Genomic DNA, 17,713 nt, shown 5'->3' on the forward strand with positions numbered 1-17,713 from the left:
CAACCTCACCGAATTATTTCCGGGTTTTATTAATTAATACCGTTGAGAAATAAGGCAGTGTCTGTTCGTCGTCGATCTCATCCAGGCGCCGCCAGCACTGTTCAGTTTCCAGTGTGGCATCGGCCATCAGGATGGCATGATCAAACAAATCATGGCGGCGGAGCAGATCGCGTACCTGTTGTAAACGACCATAGACCTTCATTAACACAATGCATTCATGATGCGTGATCGCATGCTCCAGCTCTTCGGGAGATGCGGTACATGACATGACAGCAAGGCTCTGGTTTTCCATTGCCAGCGGGACAACGGCCCGTGAAGCGATAGCCGCAAACGAGGTCACGCCCGGAATCACTTCCAGCCATGGCTGATTGCCGATACGCTCCAGCAGGGAAACCCAGGTACTGAACAGCATGGAATCGCCCAGGGTGATAAAGCCGACTTTTTTACCGTCAGCCACATCCTCCTGAATCGCTTTCGCGACATCATCCCAGACTGCTTCTTTCGCTTCCTGAGGCGCTTTCATCAGGAAGTGATAGGTTTTCACCGTAGTTTTACCGGTGATATACGGGGCGACAATGGTATGTGCCAGGCTCGGGGCATCTTTCTTACCGGCCGGGGCATACAGGATATCCAGCTCGCTGATAATCCGTGCGCCGCGCACCGTGATAAGGTCACTGGCACCGGGACCGGTGCCGATAGCGTAAAGTCTGCCCTGTGGTTTTTCTGTTTGCTGACTCATGTGCGGATATTACTCCCCGTTATCCATTGTCTGCGCCAGGTGTTCGACAAACATCTGACGGATCATATTGTTCTCACCCATGCCCTGTAACCATGCGGTAGCCTCGATTCCGGCCTGTTCCAGCTGTGTTTTCCAGGAATCTTCTTCATCGGAGGCCATATCATTGATGGCATGGTCACCGGCGACCAGCATCAGCGGCATCAGGTGTACTTTGCGGACGTTTTCGGCTTTCAGACCTTTAATAATCAGGTCGATTTCCGGATAGCTCTCCACCGCCCCGACACGTCCCGGGAAGCCGCTGTTGGTCATCATGTGATCCAGGCAGGCATAAGCGGAGAAGGCGTGGTGAGTGGCACCGTGACCCATAAATACCACACGCTCGTCGGCTTTCAGTTCCGGCATCTGGAAGTGCAGGGCATCAATCAGCTGTGAGTAATCCTCAAAACTGCTCAGCAGCGGCTTGCCCACGCGCAGATAGCGGAAGAACGGACGGTATTTTTCAACCTGGCCGACAATCTTTTCGTATTCGTCCCCGTTAATCACATGCAGTGACTGGATAGCCACATCCTCATAACCCTGCTCGTGCAGATGGCGTAATGCCTCTTCAGGGTTATTGATATGCAGGTTATCGCGCTCTTTTAATTTGCGGATAATCATGCCGGAGGTGAAGGCGCGGAAAAAATCACGGCCGGGGAACGCTGCCGCAAGCTGCTTTTCACAGCTTTCGATATTTTTTTCACGGGTTTCCGCGTAACTGGTGCCGAAACTAATCACTAATAACGCTTTTTTCATCTCATAACCTCAGTAAATCAACAGACAGAAAAACGGGATGTCAGATACTGCTCTACCCCGCAAAGATCCTGCAATTCAGTCACATCACCGGACACCCGGGTCTGCGGGCGTACCACGACAATGCAGGGAATTCCCAGCGCCAGACAGGGGGCGATTTTTTCACTGAATCCGCCCTGGGTGCCGGACTCTTTGGTGATCACCACATCCGTGCCGCAGTAACGGTAAAACGCTTCATTAAATTCCGCCGAAAACGGCCCTTTGAGGGCAAAAATCTGGTCAATGGTCATCCCGTAAGATTCGCACTGCGCCAGCACTTCCTGTGTCGGCAGTACCCGCGCCAGCACGGTTTTGCCCGGCAGCCGGGCAATATAATCCGCCAGCTGTTTGCTGCCGGTGGTCAGCAAAATCCGCTGACCGAGTGTCATGGCAATCTCACAGGCGCTGTCGATGGAGTCCGTTTTGTAAATCAGCGGGTTATCAACCGCGTCAATATCACTCGGGCGGTTATAACGCACCAGCGGAATGCCCAGCTCACGCTGCACCTGCAAAATAGTGTCGCTGAGCACGGCGGCGTAAGGATGCGAGAGATCCGCCAGCAGGCGGATCCCGTCACGGCGGCAGTATTCCGCCATCGCCTGTGCATCCATCCGGCCTTCCCGGATCTCACCCTGTAATCCGGCTGCCTGCTGACGGCCTGCGGCGGTGGCGACCGAGAGCCGGTAGCGGACTCCCTGTGCATCCAGGCGCTCACAGAGCAGACGGGCATCACTGGTCCCGCCGAAAATCAGCAGTCTGCCGTCATTCACAGTTTGTATCCCCGTGGTGTGATCATCAGGTCATCACTGATATAGGTGGATTTATTACCGACAATCACCAGGCTGGTCATATCGACACGCTCATATTCCATCTCACCGAAGGTGGTGATCCATTTCTCTTCTTTCTTACGGGCCGCAGCTTTCACCACGCCGATCGGGGTGGTGGCGGCTTTGAACGGTGCCATCAGTTCAAAGGCACGGGCCAGATGACCTTCGCGGCCCAGGCTGCGCGGGTTATAGAAACAGATAACAAAATCGGCTTCGGCGGCGGCTTTGATGCGTTTCTCAATCACCTCCCACGGCGTGAGCAGGTCGCTCAGGCTGATATGGCAGAAGTCGTGCATCAGCGGGGCACCCAGTAAAGACGCGGCGGCGATACTGGCGGTAATACCCGGCACCACACGCACCTGAATATCGCGCTTCTCTTTGGTGACGATTTCGAGGATAAGCCCGGCCATGCCGTAAATCCCGGCGTCACCGCTGCACACCATCGCCACGTTTTTGCCTTCCTGTGCAAGCTCAATGGCCAGATAGCAGCGTTCGATCTCTTTGCGCATGCCGGTTTTGATGACTTCTTTGTCGCCCACCAGAGGTTTCACCAGATGGGTATAGGTTTTATACCCGACGACCACTTCCGCTTCTTTCAGTGCGGTGACGGCTTCTTCGGTCATCATGGCTTCACTGCCGGGGCCAATGCCTATAACGGTTAACATACTGTTTCTGCTCCTAACGTAATGGTGATCCCCCGGGTCTTACAGGTTTGCCCTATCAGACAGCCTTTGCTCATCAGCCAGGCGACCGGCCGGGATACACTCCCGACACCCGTGGTTTTTTTAACAAATTCTGATTCCGGGAACTGTGCCGCCACAGGGGCAAGCTCCTCAGCACTGAATACGGTAAACGGCACCTGATAGCGGGCAGCGAGCGCCAGCAGGGCGGGCTCCTGTGCTTTCAGGGTAATACTGCCGATAGCGCGGACGGCTTCCGGCAGCAGATTGTTCTCAGCCAGCTGTTCAGCAAACAGCTGCTGAACCTCGTCTGCCCCGGTATCTCTGCGGCAGCCCATACCGGCAATAATCCGGCGCGGGATCAGTTTATATACCGGCACCGGCAGCATCACTTCCTCGCGGCGGTAACTGACACACACCAGCGCATCCAGTTCCGGCAGAGTGCGCAGATCCGCCACCGGGATAAGCCCCGGTAAGGCGTATTTATCCTGCTCTGCCGCCATATCAGGATGCCACCAGATGCCGATACGATCCCCGCTGACCATCATCTGGTTCAGGGTTTTGACGGTGGCGCGGAAATCGGTGAACGTGGCATTCATCTCCTGCGCCAGCAGATCAAAACTGGTGACCTGATTGACATCGGTTGCGGTGGTGATCACCGCCTGTCCGCCGATCCGGCCCGCCAGCCAGGTGGCCAGCTCGTTAGCCCCGCCGAGATGGCCGGAGAGCAGACTGATCACATGCTGTCCTTTCTCATCCATCACGATCACGGCAGGGTCACTCATTTTGTCCTGAATCACCGGTGCCAGTACCCGCACGGTAATGCCGGTTGCGCCGATGACAATCAGAGCGTCATTCTCTGCAAATGCCTGCTGTAAGGTGGCGGCAAAGCCGTCACGGAACGGTTCAAAGCCATCCGAGACCAGTTTTTCGCTGGTGTAACAGGTCACCGGCAGCAGCGGGCGGATCTTTTCCGCCAGCGCTTTGCCGCCCGGTGTCAGGCAAAACAGCGCAATGCGCTTACCGCGAGGCTTTGCGGTACTCATGGCTGAAGCCTGCGTCATACAGTTTTGAATAGTGATACTCGTCGCCGAGGAACGGACCGACCAGAATCAGTGCGGTTTTGCGGATTTTTGCGTCGCGCACGGCAACGGTGATCTCCGCCAGAGTACTGCGCAGCACCTGACAATCCGGCCAGGTCGCTTTATACACCACGGCGACCGGGGTGGTTTCCGGATAACCGCCTTCGGTCAGTTGCTCCACCACGCCTTTGATATCCTGAACAGACAGGAAAATCGCCATTGAGGTCTGGTGAGCGGCAAAGCTGCGCAGACTCTCTTTCGGCGGCATCGGTGTGCGGCCTTCGATACGGGTGATGATCAGGCTCTGGGACACTTCCGGTACGGTGTATTCCACACCCAGTTCGGCTGCGGCACCGAGGAAGGAACTGACGCCCGGGATCGCGCTGAAGCCGATATTGTGTTCTGCCAGCACTTCGCCCTGTTCACGGATAGAGCCGTACAGGGATAGGTCGCCGGTCTGCAGACGCACCACCAGTTTGTGGCTTTTCACGCCGTCAACCATCACAGTGATGATGTCGTCGAGGGTCATGGCGGCGCTGTCGTAGCTTTCGACGCCGTCTTTGCAGTAGTCCAGCAGATCAGTATTGATAAGCGAACCGGCATAAATGACGATGTCAGCCTGTTGTAAAATACGGTAGCCTTTCAGGGTGATAAGACTGATATCCCCGGGACCGGCTCCGACAAACCAGACTTTCTGACGGTCAAACTGTTCAGCCACAACGCGCCTCCTTACGGCAGGAAATAAGATAGGTAGGATTATTCGGTTTAAAATAATAACTGTGTCCGAGCGCGGTCATATTTCCGGCCTGTAATTCACAGCAGTCCAGTTCGCTCACCGCACACTGTTTCAGGTGCGCAATGGCTTGTGTCAGGTTATCCAGCAGGATAAAGGTCATCACCAGGGTGCCGTCGCTGTGCAGATGATCGAGAGACCAGTCGATAATCTCCGTGAGATTTCCTCCGGTACCGCCGACAAACACGGCATCTGCTTTTTCGGCCAGTTCCACCGGTGCATACGCGTCAATCACGCGGATTTGCGGGCAGCGGAAATGGAGGCAGTTCTCTTTGATAAGCGCAATGGCTTCCGGTTTTTTCTCGATGGCAATAATCTCAAGCGCCGGGTGGCTGAGTGCCGCCTCAATCGAAACACTGCCGGTGCCCGCACCCACATCAATCAGGCGCTGTGCACCCTGTAAATCCAGCCGCGACAGGGCGAGAGCCCGTACCGGCTCTTTGGTCATCGGGATCTGTTGTCCGCGCAGAAACAGTTCGTCTTTCATCAGGCCACACTGCCTTGTTTATCAATTAACACCACATTCATGTCGTAATCCCCGCTGACATCGTCCGCATTGAGGATGGTGATCCGTTCATTGCGGCCGGAGAGGTTTTCTCCGATGATCATCCGCCGGGTCTGGCCGCGCTGACGGATTTCAGCGGCAATTTCTTTCGGGCCGATCTTACTGTCCGTCACCATACCGATACGCTCATGGGCGAGCAGCCAGTCAAAATCCGGGCTGCGGTTGTGGCTGCTGGTGAGATAAATATCATTCATATCCATTCCCGCGCGGGAACACAGATATTGTACGGAGCTGATGCCCGGCACCATCTGCACCTGCTCCGGTGCGAAGGTTTCACTGATGCGTTTGCCGATGCCGAAAAACATCGGGTCACCGGAAGCCAGAATGACAATGCGGCGATCAAGACGCTCTGCTATCCAGTTCATCAGGCCGCTGATATCCGCATCAATGACACGGGTTTCTGTGGTCAGCCCGGCAAATTCATCCAGATGGCGCTGACCGCCGATTAAAATGTCCGCCCCGGAAATCACATCCGCTGCCCGCCGGGTCAGATACGCTTCTGAGCCGGGGCCCACACCTGTCACATAAATCATCGGAATCCCTCCGTTATGGCGCTGAGCGGCCGGTTGGTCCCCAGCACCTGATTATCAAACGAGAACAGAATGGCATCACAGTGCGGCGGCTCATCGGAGAAACGCAGCATCTGATTAATCCGGTCACAGATTTTTTCTGCGATCCGCGGATAGACCGCCTGCCAGCCTTGTGCGTTAATCAGTTCAATCGCCGCTTCGGTGGTGGTGCAGCCGTCCACTTCCTGTAATAAGGAGAGCGGGGCGCCGATCAGGGCGAGATTGGCGATCAGGGTTTCCATCCGCGCATCCGCAATATGGCTGTGGGTGTGGAAAATGCCTGCCGCGATTTTGACCAGCTTGCCGAAGTGCCCGAGGATCACCACCTGCTCAAACTTCAGTCGTGTGGCTTCCTGCAGCATATAGCCGACAAAGTTACTCATAGTGACGACATAGGTGCCGTCCAGCCCGAGCTGTTCGCTGACAAACCGTTCGCCGTGGTTACCCGGCACCAGGAAAACGCGGGTCATACCCTGGGTGCGTTTCATTTCCAGCTCGATGGAGAGGGAGCGTTTCCAGCTCTCTTCCGACATCGGCGTGACAATACCGCTGGTGCCGATGACAGAAATTCCGCCGAGAATACCGAGGCGACCGTTATAGGTTTTTTTCGCCCGCTCTTCCCCTTCCGGGGCAAATATGGTGATATCCGCCCCCCGGTTCGGGCCGATGACTTCGCGGACCGCCGCTTCAATAGTCTGACGCGGCGTTTTGTTGATCGCCGCGTCACCGATAGGCAGACCAACACCGGCCTTCGTCACCCGGCCGACACCTTCGCCGCCGTCCAGGGTGATAATGCCGCTGTCATTGACTGCGACACGGGCAAAAATCAGCATGCCGTGGGTGGCATCAATATCATCCCCGCCATCTTTACGGATGGCGGCGGTGGCGGATTGCCCGCAAATCAGCGGATCTTCCACATTCAGGTTCAGTGTCACACCGGACGGCGTGACAATCGACACCTGCTGAATCACTTCCTGACGCAACACCATCAGCGCCGCCACTTTGGCGGCAGCGGTGGCACAGGAGCCGGTGGTATACCCCTTGCGCAGTGCCTTGCCTTTGTGCCAGACGACGCCGGTGCCGTTATCGTCAGGTGCTGTGATGTTTTTCTGCGTCATGATTACGCCTCCGGCATCCGGTAAAGGATGGCGTTGATAATCGCAGCGGCCACGTTACTGCCGCCTTTGCGGCCGAGCGCGGCGATACACGGCAGCGAACTCTCCGCCAGCGCATCTTTGGATTCCGCCGCGCCGACAAAACCGACCGGTACACCGACAACGGCAACCGGTTTTTCTGCGTGTTCCAGCACGCGGAACAGGGCGGTCGGGGCATTACCGAAGACAAAAATTTTCTCACCCGGCTCCTGCATGGCGATATCCACGGCGGCCATAGAGCGGGTCATCTGCTGCTCTTTGGCGGCAGCGACCACACGCGGGTCGCTGACATAGCAGCGGCACTCTGAGCCGTATTTCGCCAGGCGGGTTTTGTTGATCCCGGACAGCGCCATAGTGGTATCGGTATAAATAGTGCAGCCGCGCATAATGCCGTCACGGAGGATTTCAATCACACCATCAGAAAAATGCAGGATATCCAGCCAGTCAAAATCGGCAGTGGTATGGATAGCGCGTTTGATAATTGCCGCGTGATCATCACTGGCGAAACGGTATTCCGGCCGTGTTTCGCGGATAATGTCATCAATGATCAGAAAACTGTTTTTTTCGATTTCCTGCGGCTGTTGTATGTAACTCATATTTTTCCCTTACAAAATCCACTGTGCCAGAAGATGAATGACGGCGAACAGCGCCAGTGAGGCGGAGGAGGCAACCCACATCAGCCGGATGGTGCTGAGAATATCGTCTGCATTGATGTCGCGGGTGTTGTCGCCGATCCACGGCTTATCCACCAGCTGACCGAAATAGGTATTCGGCCCGCCCAGCTGTACACCGAGTGCGCCGGCGACAGTCGCTTCGGACCAGCCGCTGTTCGGGCTGCGGTGATTGGCGTGATCACGTAATCCGGTGCGGAAAGCCTCGCGGTAACGGTATTTCAGAACAAAGGCGGCGAAGGTGAACAGCAGCCAGCTCAGACGCGCCGGGATATAGTTGGCGACATCATCCGCACGGGCGGAAAACATACCGATATCGCCGTACTTTTCATTTTTATAGCCGACCATCGAGTCCAGGGTATTCACCGCTTTATAGGCCATCGCCAGCGGTGCGCCGCCCAGTAATAAGAAGAACAGCGGGGCGATTACGCCGTCGGTGGTATTTTCCGCGACGGTTTCGGTTACCGCGCGGGTGATTTGCGGCGGTGTCAGCTCCCGGGTATCACGCCCGACGATCCATGATAATTTTTCACGGCTCTCCGCCAGATCATCCGCCTTCAGCGCGTCATACACCCGCATCGCCGCATCCTGTAAACAGCGGGTGGCAAGGACGGTGTAGGTCATCCAGATGGTGACGAGCCAGCCGAGACTGGTTTCCAGATAAAACGCCAGCGCCAGCACGCCGTAACTCACCGCCCAGGTGCCGCCGACGATCACAATCCACAACACGGCTCCGCCACGGCGCAGTGCCGCACCGCTCTGACAGCGGCGGCGGATCACACCTTCGGTTTTACGGATGGCGTTGCCAATCCAGCGGATCGGGTGCGGCCAGTGCTCCGGGTCACCGAGGCGCCAGTCGAGCAGGAAAGCGGCCAGCCAACTGAGCAACGTCATAACACACTCCGTGCCAGGGCAAACCAGTGATCCAATAACCCCGGACGCTGGGCAAAATGCACATGCAGATATCCGGCAAAGGTATTTCCGACCTGATAACCGCCGCGCCAGCGTTTGAGGATTTCGCCGTCGCGCTCTTTGATAAACTCAAAAGCAGACGGCAGATCAGTCTCAAAATCAGAATAATGAAACTCGTGGCCGCGCAGGCGTTCACCGGCACGAACCAGAGTGGTGTCTGTCAGTGCGGTACCTTCACAGTAACCAAAGCGCTTCAGTCGGTTACCCATGGTGCTGTGCCCGGCAATGATGCCGGTCATCGGGAAGGTGTTGCCGGTGCTGTCTGTCAGGGTTTCACCGAGATACATCAGCCCGCCGCACTCCGCATAAACAGGAATACCGCGCTGATGCGCTGCCAGCAGTGCGTCCCGCATCACGGTGTTAGATGAAAGTTTTTCAGCATAGACTTCCGGATAACCGCCGCCTATGTAAATCATATGGCACGGATCCGGCAGGACGCTGTCATTGAGCGGGCTGAATGTGACAATCTCCGCGCCGCTCTGACGCAGTAAATCGAGATTATCAGGATAATAGAAGTTAAAAGCGGCATCATCCGCCACAGCGACAGTCAGCCCGCGTCCGGTACCCGGTGTGGCCAGCGGCAGCGGTGTGCCGTCTGCCGGTGCCTGCCAGCGTGTCAGGGAAAGCAGCTTATCCACATCAACGGTTTTTTCTATCTGATCAGCCAGACGCTGCCAGCGCTCAGTCTGCTGTGCCTGCTCCTGCGGCGGGATCAGCCCCAGATGACGGGAAGGAAGTTCAATATCGTTCATCACCGGCACGTAGCCGATCACCGGCACATGGCAGTAATGTTCAATGGCGTGTTTCAGGAGCTGAAAATGGCTGTCACTGTTAACGTGGTTAATCAGTACCCCGGCGATATTCAGTGACGGATCAAAATGCTGAAATCCCATCACCGTGGCGGCAATTGAGGTGGAAACCGCTTTGCCGTCGACCAGCATAATCACCGGGCAGTTCAGCTGTTTTGCCATCGCGGCGGTGCTGCAATAGTGAGGATCGGTACCGAAGCCGTCATACAGGCCCATCACACCCTCAATCACACCGGCGTCTTTGTCCTGCATATAATGACGGAATTGCGGGGTCAGAACGGACTCCGGCAGCATAAAGGCATCCAGGTTACGGGAAGGTACGCCGGTGACGGCGGTATGCCAGCTGCTGTCGAGGTAATCAGGGCCGACTTTGCAGGGCTGGACACGCAATCCGCGTGCACTGAGTGCCCGCATGATCCCGAGGGTGATGGTGGTTTTTCCGCAGCCGCTGCTGGTGCCCGCGATTACGAAGACCTGTTTTTGTGCCTTATTCATACGCTACCTTTGACACGGTGTTGTTGCCAAAAAAACGTCCTGATACCAGGAAAGCAAAAAAAGGTTAAATAAATTAACCCGGTGAACTGTCTTTTTATTTTCATGATCATAAGCAACACGGAATATTGCTGAACAGCGACACGAAAATGTAATGATCATTTAATTAACATTGCCGATTTTTGATATAGTGATTTTTTTACGGCTATTTATATTCGGGTTTAATAAAACATAAAATGCTGCTTTTATATATCTGCTTATTACAGTTTGTGAGTTTCTTCACATAAATACTTGATTTGTGATCAAGATGAATAAAATGCAACTATTTTATTTTTATAAACATATGCAAATATGTTAATTAAATGATCTTGTTTTTATTATTTGTTAATGATAATTTCAGAAATGGCGGCTGATTTGTTGATTATAATAACCTGTTTTTATGAGGTGAATGTAAAAACCCATTTATTTCAGTTGCTTGAAAGTTCATGATCTACTTGATTTTTTTTCATGAACTCTTCCGTTACGTGAACGTATTATTGGGATATTAGTCATATATTTTTTCCTGTGATTATTTAATAATACAAAATATTAAACAGAATTGTCTTTATTACGCATTTATCGTGAATAGATCAAAGAATAAAGTTCACGGGTAATTAATACTGCTGTCCAACTACAAAACATCATTAATAAATAGTATTTTTTATCACCACCAGGTGTCGTGCATAACGAATAAAATGATGTGATTTTTTCATGTTGATTAATCTGATTGATAAGGCAATAAAATGAGCAAAGGTAAAGTATGGCTGGTCGGAGCCGGACCCGGAGATGCATCATTAATTACCGTAAAGGGACTTCACTGTATACGTCATGCCGAAGTGCTGGTGCATGACCGTCTTGTCAATCCTGAGCTGATCGCCTGTGCACCGGCGGACTGCAAAATCATCAATGTCGGTAAAACACCGAATCACCATCCGGTGCCGCAGGAAGAAATCAATGCCATCCTGGTGAAATATGCCGCAGAAGGCAAAAATGTTGTGCGCCTGAAAGGCGGGGATCCGTATGTGTTCGGCCGCGGCGGCGAAGAAGCGGAATCTCTGGCCGAAAACGGCCTCGATTTTGAGGTTATCCCGGGCATCAGTTCCTCTATCGGCGGGCTGGCGTATGCGGGGATCCCGGTGACTCACCGCGATCACGCATCAAGCTTCCATGTGGTCACCGGCCATATGTGTCAGGGGAATGAGCCGCAGAACTGGAATGCACTCGCTGCCCTTAACGGCACACTGGTGATTCTGATGGGGATGACCCGCCTGGCCGAAATCAGTCAGTTGCTGATCGACGGCGGAAAATCACCGGATACCCCGGCTGCCGTGGTCATGTATGCCAGCCAGCAGCGCCAGCAGGTGGTTACTGCCACCCTCGCCACCTTACCGGAAGAGGCTGCGCGTCATAAATTACATCCGCCGGCACTGATTGTCGTTGGTAATGTGGTGAATCTGCACCAAATTCTGGCATTTGCGGCCACACAAATTGATATTACGCAGGAAGCCCCATTAGAAGCTGCGTCATAGTATTATCCTTAAAATAATAAGCATCCGGCTGTATGCAGGTGATTCTGTGTGCAGCCCTTACATTTGGAGGAGGCTATGAGCGAACACGGTGGTAATGTGGTAGAGGTGGCTGAGCTCCTCGGCATCTCACCCGCATCTATTTTCGATTTCAGTGCCAATATTAACCCGCTGGGGCCGCCCGAGAGGGTTAAAGCCATCATCCGCGATAACCTGTCAGTTATTGAACGCTACCCGGATATTGAATACCGCTATCTGCATGCCGCACTGGCCAAAGGTGCGGGTTGTGAACTGGGGCAGGTCATTGCCGGTAACGGAGAGACGGAACTGATTTACGCGCTGGTGCGCCATCTCAACCCCCACAGCGCATTACTGTTAACCCCCGGATTTGCCGAATACCGCAGAGCACTGGAACAGCAGGGCTGCGATATCATCGAACACCCGCTGACGGAAGAGAATGATTTCCAGCCGGATGAATCCCTGCTGGCGGATATTGAAGCCCGCCGCCCGGACTGTGTGTTTATCGCCACACCGAATAACCCGACCGGTCTGATGCCGGATACCGCACTGCTGCACAAACTGGTGTCCCTGTGCGAATCCCGCCATATTCATCTGATTGTCGATGAAGCGTTTATTGATTTTCTGCCGGAAGGATCACCGCTGACAGCGCGCCTGCCGGAAACCCGCTACCTTTATCTGCTGCGTTCGCTGACAAAATTCTTCGCCATTCCCGGTCTGCGCCTCGGTTATCTGCTGTGCGGCGACAGCCACATTATCAGTAATCTGAAAGCCTGGCGTGAGCCGTGGACTATCAATGGTCTGGCTGCGCTGGTGGGTGAAGCACTGCTGGATGATGAAGACTATATCCGCAAAACACAGGATTTTATTGCCGCCCAGCGGGAATACCTGTGCAATGAACTGCGGCAGTTTCCGCTGCTGAAAATCCGGCAGCCATCGGCAAACTATATCTTTATCCGCTGCCTGAACGGCGTGGAACTCCAGTCCGCTCTGCTGAAATATAAGCTGCTGATCCGCCGCTGTCAGAACTACCCGGGGCTGGATGGCTCTTATTACCGGATCGCGGTCCGCAGTCAGGCGGAGAACCGTCATCTTATCGGCGCATTAAAACAGGTATTTCAACATGGCTGAGGCACATTGTCCGGCATCCTGCGGAGAATTGTTGCAGGGATGGATCCTCGGGGGAGAAAAACTGGTTTCCTGCCCCATCAACTGGTACAGCTATGTCTCGGTGGAAGAAGGTGTTCCGCTGGGGCTGGAACGGCCCCGCATGCGCCAGATGCTGGAACGCGTACTGAAACATCTGGATATCGTGCCGGAAGCCACCGGTATGCTGCGGATCGAATATGAATCCACCATCCCCGTCGGTAAAGGGCTGGCTAGCAGCACAGCGGATATTGCCGCCACCGCCCAGGCGACCGCACGTTTTTACGGCCATGAATTATCACCGGAAACTCTCGCAGAACTCTGTGTGGCGGTTGAACCGACAGACAGCACGCTCTTTTCCTCCCTGACACTGTTTGACCACCAGACGGCTGAGACACAAATATCACTCGGCTGGGCGCCGGATCTGAAACTGCTGCTGCTGGAAAGTCCGGATGTGGTACTGACGGAAGATTTCCACAAGCGCGACCGCCGGGCCGCATTGCTGGCGCGGGAACCTCTGCTGGCTCAGGCCTGGAAACTGCTTACCGCCGCCTGTGAACAACAGGATCCGCAGCGACTGGGCGAAGCAGCCACTCTGAGTGCGATCGCCAGCCAGGATCTGCTGCCCAAACCCGGTTTCAGCGAGCTGCATGCCCTTGCAGATAAAGGAAAGATTTACGGTCTGAATGTCGCCCACAGCGGCAGCGTGGCCGGGCTTATCTATGATGACACCCTGCACGATAAAGATTTTATTTATGACTGGATCCAGCGGCATCAGCTGGACAGATTCTACCCTCAGGTGCATGAGGTGAGCATGGCGCCGGGCGGCGTCCGCTAAATACTCATCATCCTTCAGCCTGTGGCTGTGTTGGCTTCATTCAGCTGACCGGGTCACATACTGGTGTATGCTCCCCGGTCATCTTCACTTTGCCGCCTTGCCACAGACCGAATGATTTTGAGTATTCCTATCCGCGTCATTCTTCAATCCGCAGCTGCGTTGGCTGCACTCAATAAACCGGGTCACATACTGATGTATGCTCCCCGGTTTCTTTCGTTTGCCGCCTTGCTGCAAATTGAATAATTTAGCGGATGACTCCTGAGTCTCTTTTTATTTAACGTCCTGACTTCTGTGGGATGATATTGAATATCCACGGTTTTCATCATGCCAAAGTAAAAGGCAGATAACCGGCAGAGAGACGAAAAGCATGCGCGTCATGGATGACGCGCCTGAGCGCACAGGGAGGTGTTTACAGCGGCTTTTCGTTTTGCCGGTTATCAGCTCGGCCCCGGTGCTGAGCGTTTCACCCCCCTTTGTTAACAACAGGCCACCGAACCAAAGTTCGCATCATTCCATCCGCAGCAAAAGTAAAAGGCAGATAACCGGCAGAGAGACGAAAAGCATGCGCGTCATGGATGACGCGCCTGAGCGCACAGGGAAGTGTTTACAGCGACTTTTCGTTTTGCCGGTTATCAGCCCGGTCCCGGTGCTGAGCATTCCGCCTTCTTTATTAACAACAGACTCAGGTGCTGAGCATTCCCCCTCTATTTAACGCGCTGCCCCACAAAGTACGCGCCGCTTTGCTGCGTCCCGGTAACGGGCAGGATATGATTCAGACAACTGATTCTGACGCTGTCCGCAAAGGAGACACTATGCTGCGTTATCCGCTGTTTTGTGATTTACAGGGAAAGACCTGTCTGGTCGTGGGGGGCGGGGAAGTTGCCGCCCATAAATGCCGGACACTGTTACAGGCCGGGGCGCATGTCACCGTCATTGCCCGCTGGTTCCACGGAGATCTCACCGCTCTGGCGGGAAATCCGCATCTTACGCTGACAGAAGCGGACTTTGATGCTGCACTGTGGCCGCAGGGCTGTTGGCTGGCCTTTGCCGCGACAGACTCACCGGAGGTAAATCAGCAGGTGCTGGAACAGGCCAATGCCCGTCACTGCTTCTGTAACGTGACTGACGCGCCGGAAAGCGCCTCATTTATCTCCCCGGCCACCATTGATGTCCCGCCGGTTCAGATTGCGCTGACCTGCGGCGGAAACCCGGTCTATACACAGTTTCTGAAACACCGTGTTATGCAGGCGATTCCGGCGGATGCCCCGGTGAAGCTGCGTGCCGCCGCACGGCTGCGCGAGCAGGTTAAAGCCACCAATGCTTCCCGCGATGCCAAACGGCTGTTCTGGCAGAAGTTCTTTACCGACACCGCCCTGGAACAACTCCTGCCGCTGGAAGATGAGGAACTGCTGACTGACTACCTTAATTACCTGCTGGCTCAGTTTACCGAAGAGCACGGAATCCGCTGAAAAAATAAAACCCCGGCACCGTAATAGCGGTTCCGGGGTAATTATGTGAGCTGAATGGCTTATTTCAGTCATTGGAATAACAAAAACAAGACAGCATCATTATCATATTAATAATAAGTCATTTACTTTTTTGTATCATTTATTTTTTTATTTCTCTGTGGCATTCCGTTGCATACTTTAATAAGATGTTCGTCACACTATTTCGTCATTTTTTATCAAAATATATTCATGTTGAATATACTATAAAATATAGTTTAAACATTAAAAATTAATTGCTATTTATGGTGAATTTAATAATATAACAATGATCACAAAATCAGGATTGATTTATTTGTCATTAGGTTTAAATAATTGTTAATTAAAGTTTTTGTTTGTTGTTTTTGATGGTATCTATATGATTTTAAATGGAATTTAAGTGTGATCTGCATCGTGTTTTATACCCCACCGAAAACCATTCCGTTTTTGCAAGATATCCTTACTTTATATCAATTGTTTTTAAATCCCCTGAATTGCACATTATCATCAGTGGAAAGTTAAGGAATTAAATAGGGATGAACACCTGATTTGTACTTAGATACTTTCTTAATTAATACCAAACGGATTTAACAGATTTTGTTTTAACTTTAATTCCGAACATTCAGTTTATTTAGAGGTATATCATGCAGAAGCCTACCATTGTTATTGGTGTAATTGGTGCCGATTGCCATGCCGTCGGTAACAAAGTTTTAGATCGCGTGTTTTCCCAGCACAATTTTAATGTGATTAACCTGGGTGTCATGGTCAGCCAGGACGAATATATCGACGCCGCTATTGAAACCGGCGCGCAGGCAATCGTTGTTTCCTCTATTTACGGTCACGGCGAAGTGGACTGTTTAGGTATGCGTGAGCGCTGCATCGAACGTGGTCTGGGCGAAATTCTGCTGTATGTCGGCGGTAACCTGGTTATCGGTAAACAGGAACCGGCTGAAATCGAGAAAAAATTCAGCGACATGGGCTTTAACCGCGTGTTCTTCCCGAGCACAGACCTGGAATACGTCTGCGATGTCATGAAAAAAGACATTGAAAAAAGCCCGGCCCGCAAAGAAGGAATGACCGCGTAATGATCAACGTCTCGATAGATATCGGTTCAACCTGGACAAAAGGTGCCGTGTTCGACGTGGGAAGTGATGATCATATTGAATTAAAGAATTATGCCCTGACCCCCACGACGATTGACCATCTGGCAGACGGATTTTTCACTGTACTGAATAAAATCCTCAATGTGTCCGATGCGCGTCCTTTACTGGAAGCCGGGAAAGTTAACATTAACTATTCCTCTTCCGCCAAAGGCGGGTTAGCGGTAGCGGCACTGGGTCTGGTTCCGACAATTACACTTGAGTCAGCAAAAGTCACTGCTCACTCAGCGGGCGCAAAAGTGTCTCAGCACTTTGCGTACAAGCTCAACCGGACTGATATCCGCAAACTCGAACAGACACCCCCGGATATTTTCCTGTTCACCGGCGGGACGGATGGCGGCGATGTCGGATACGGATTACAAAACGCAAAAATGCTGGCGGAATCCGATCTGAACTGCTCCATCATTTATGCGGGTAACCGTGATATTCAGGACGATATTGCTGAGATCCTCGGCCATAAAGAACTGACTGTCGTTAACAACATTTTACCGAGTCTGGATAGTCCGAACCCGTTTGATGCGCGTAAAGCTATCTGTGACATTTTTCTGAAAAAGATTGTGAAGGGCAAGGGACTGGACGTCATTGTTGAACAGACCGGCGAAGAGCCGCGTCCGACACCATTCTCTGTCTTTGAGTTAGTACAGCAAATCCGTGACAACGTTCCCGGCTGGGAAGAGTTTGTGCTGATGGATATGGGTGGCGCAACGACGGATATTTATTCGTCCTGCAACAACAGCTTACTGCCGGATACCATTTTACACGGGATTCCGGAGCCGAAAGTGAAACGGACTGTGGAAGGTGACCTTGGCATGCGTGTATCGGCGGTGATCGCCGGTGAGGCAGGCCGCGAATTAGCCGAAGCGCAGTTTGTGAATCATCCGGAGCAGCTGGATGCCTTTTACCGCTACACCCGTTATGTCAATGAGCACCCTGATTATCTGCCTCAGACGGACGAAGAACGTGTTTATGACCATCTGTTAGCCGGTATTTGTGTCGCACTGGGAACTGAACGCCATGCGGGCACAAAACAGCAGGTGACCACCTGTGCAGGTACGGTGGATTTACAGATTGGCCGTGATTTATCACGGGTCAGCAAAATCATCGGTACCGGCGGCTGGTTGTCGCGGACAGCTGATTTTGACATTAAACAGTATATGCGGTACCGCAAATTCGATAACAAAGGCCGTCAGATTCTGCTGCCGGACGAATTTGAGTACTACCGGGATTCACAAGGGTTATTTCCTCTGTTAGCCAACGTCGCCTGCCGGTATCCGAAAGCAGCAGCTCAGACCGGCGTGCAGATTTTGACCAGATAGCAAGA

18 protein-coding genes are annotated in these 17,713 nt (G+C 53.0%); 6 read left to right on the plus strand and 12 right to left on the minus strand.

From position 1 onward, the window contains the following. Nucleotides 1-13 precede the first annotated feature (13 nt). Genes GN208_RS01615 through GN208_RS01670 form a run of 12 tightly spaced genes read right to left on the minus strand, consistent with a single transcriptional unit; the run spans nt 14 to nt 10,184 of the window. The gene (locus GN208_RS01615; RefSeq protein ID WP_004236156.1) at nt 14-739 is read right to left on the minus strand and encodes a cobalt-factor II C(20)-methyltransferase; all 726 of its coding nucleotides are present in this window, start codon (nt 737-739) and stop codon (nt 14-16) included. Nucleotides 740-748: 9 nt separating this feature from the next. After that, a complete protein-coding gene (locus GN208_RS01620) occupies nt 749-1,531 on the minus strand; it encodes a sirohydrochlorin cobaltochelatase (protein ID WP_004236155.1) in 783 nt (260 codons plus the stop codon). Nucleotides 1,532-1,548: 17 nt separating this feature from the next. Further along, complete coding sequence (locus GN208_RS01625) at nt 1,549-2,337, minus strand: cobalt-precorrin-6A reductase (protein ID WP_243828280.1); 789 nt, start codon at nt 2,335-2,337, stop codon at nt 1,549-1,551. Then, complete coding sequence (locus tag GN208_RS01630) at nt 2,334-3,059, minus strand: precorrin-3B C(17)-methyltransferase (protein WP_004236153.1); 726 nt, start codon at nt 3,057-3,059, stop codon at nt 2,334-2,336. The genes GN208_RS01625 and GN208_RS01630 overlap by 4 nt, the downstream gene beginning before the upstream one ends. Continuing rightward, a complete protein-coding gene (locus GN208_RS01635; protein WP_004236152.1) occupies nt 3,053-4,120 on the minus strand; it encodes a cobalt-precorrin 5A hydrolase in 1,068 nt (355 codons plus the stop codon). The genes GN208_RS01630 and GN208_RS01635 overlap by 7 nt, the downstream gene beginning before the upstream one ends. Beyond that, nucleotides 4,095-4,874: a cobalt-precorrin-4 methyltransferase gene (locus tag GN208_RS01640; RefSeq protein WP_004239025.1), complete on the minus strand. Its 780-nt coding sequence runs from the start codon at nt 4,872-4,874 to the stop codon at nt 4,095-4,097. Before GN208_RS01640 ends, GN208_RS01635 begins: the two co-directional genes overlap by 26 nt. Then, nucleotides 4,867-5,436, minus strand: a complete 570-nt coding sequence (locus tag GN208_RS01645; protein ID WP_004236150.1) for a decarboxylating cobalt-precorrin-6B (C(15))-methyltransferase — start codon at nt 5,434-5,436, stop codon at nt 4,867-4,869. The genes GN208_RS01640 and GN208_RS01645 overlap by 8 nt, the downstream gene beginning before the upstream one ends. Further along, nucleotides 5,436-6,047 carry a cobalt-precorrin-7 (C(5))-methyltransferase gene (locus GN208_RS01650; protein WP_004236149.1) on the minus strand — a complete coding sequence of 204 codons (612 nt, stop codon included), beginning with the start codon at nt 6,045-6,047 and terminating at the stop codon, nt 5,436-5,438. The genes GN208_RS01645 and GN208_RS01650 overlap by 1 nt, the downstream gene beginning before the upstream one ends. Next, on the minus strand, nt 6,044-7,201 hold the full coding sequence (cbiD, locus tag GN208_RS01655; protein WP_004236148.1) for a cobalt-precorrin-5B (C(1))-methyltransferase CbiD: 1,158 nt from the start codon (nt 7,199-7,201) through the stop codon (nt 6,044-6,046). Before cbiD ends, GN208_RS01650 begins: the two co-directional genes overlap by 4 nt. 2 nt (nt 7,202-7,203) lie before the next feature. Continuing rightward, nucleotides 7,204-7,833, minus strand: a complete 630-nt coding sequence (locus GN208_RS01660; protein ID WP_004236146.1) for a cobalt-precorrin-8 methylmutase — start codon at nt 7,831-7,833, stop codon at nt 7,204-7,206. Between the two features lie 9 nt (nt 7,834-7,842). Then, nucleotides 7,843-8,802: an adenosylcobinamide-phosphate synthase CbiB gene (gene cbiB, locus GN208_RS01665; protein WP_243828281.1), complete on the minus strand. Its 960-nt coding sequence runs from the start codon at nt 8,800-8,802 to the stop codon at nt 7,843-7,845. Continuing rightward, the gene (locus GN208_RS01670; RefSeq protein WP_004236140.1) at nt 8,799-10,184 is read right to left on the minus strand and encodes a cobyrinate a,c-diamide synthase; all 1,386 of its coding nucleotides are present in this window, start codon (nt 10,182-10,184) and stop codon (nt 8,799-8,801) included. Before GN208_RS01670 ends, cbiB begins: the two co-directional genes overlap by 4 nt. Nucleotides 10,185-10,963: 779 nt before the next feature. On the opposite strand from GN208_RS01670, the gene cobA reads away from it, so the two are divergent. From cobA to glmL, 6 genes are all read left to right on the plus strand, one after another. Continuing rightward, nucleotides 10,964-11,749 carry a uroporphyrinogen-III C-methyltransferase gene (gene cobA / locus GN208_RS01675; protein WP_004236137.1) on the plus strand — a complete coding sequence of 262 codons (786 nt, stop codon included), beginning with the start codon at nt 10,964-10,966 and terminating at the stop codon, nt 11,747-11,749. Nucleotides 11,750-11,812: 63 nt separating this feature from the next. Continuing rightward, entirely contained in the window at nt 11,813-12,895 is a 1,083-nt protein-coding gene (gene cobD, locus GN208_RS01680) for a threonine-phosphate decarboxylase CobD (RefSeq protein WP_255267026.1), read from the plus strand. Beyond that, nucleotides 12,888-13,748, plus strand: coding sequence for a GHMP kinase (locus tag GN208_RS01685; RefSeq protein WP_004236135.1), 861 nt, complete (start codon nt 12,888-12,890; stop codon nt 13,746-13,748). The genes cobD and GN208_RS01685 overlap by 8 nt, the downstream gene beginning before the upstream one ends. A gap of 767 nt (nt 13,749-14,515) precedes the next feature. Beyond that, nucleotides 14,516-15,217 carry a bifunctional precorrin-2 dehydrogenase/sirohydrochlorin ferrochelatase gene (locus tag GN208_RS01690; protein WP_225310093.1) on the plus strand — a complete coding sequence of 234 codons (702 nt, stop codon included), beginning with the start codon at nt 14,516-14,518 and terminating at the stop codon, nt 15,215-15,217. A 659-nt stretch (nt 15,218-15,876) separates the two neighbouring features. Beyond that, the gene (gene glmS / locus GN208_RS01695) at nt 15,877-16,317 is read left to right on the plus strand and encodes a methylaspartate mutase subunit S (protein ID WP_004236129.1); all 441 of its coding nucleotides are present in this window, start codon (nt 15,877-15,879) and stop codon (nt 16,315-16,317) included. Further along, on the plus strand, nt 16,317-17,708 hold the full coding sequence (gene glmL / locus GN208_RS01700; RefSeq protein ID WP_004236127.1) for a methylaspartate mutase accessory protein GlmL: 1,392 nt from the start codon (nt 16,317-16,319) through the stop codon (nt 17,706-17,708). The genes glmS and glmL overlap by 1 nt, the downstream gene beginning before the upstream one ends. Nucleotides 17,709-17,713: the final 5 nt, after the last annotated feature.

Origin of the sequence: Morganella sp. HSTU-ASny43, from assembly GCF_022819185.1 — a bacterium.
Taxonomy (GTDB): Bacteria; Pseudomonadota; Gammaproteobacteria; order Enterobacterales; family Enterobacteriaceae; genus Morganella; species Morganella morganii.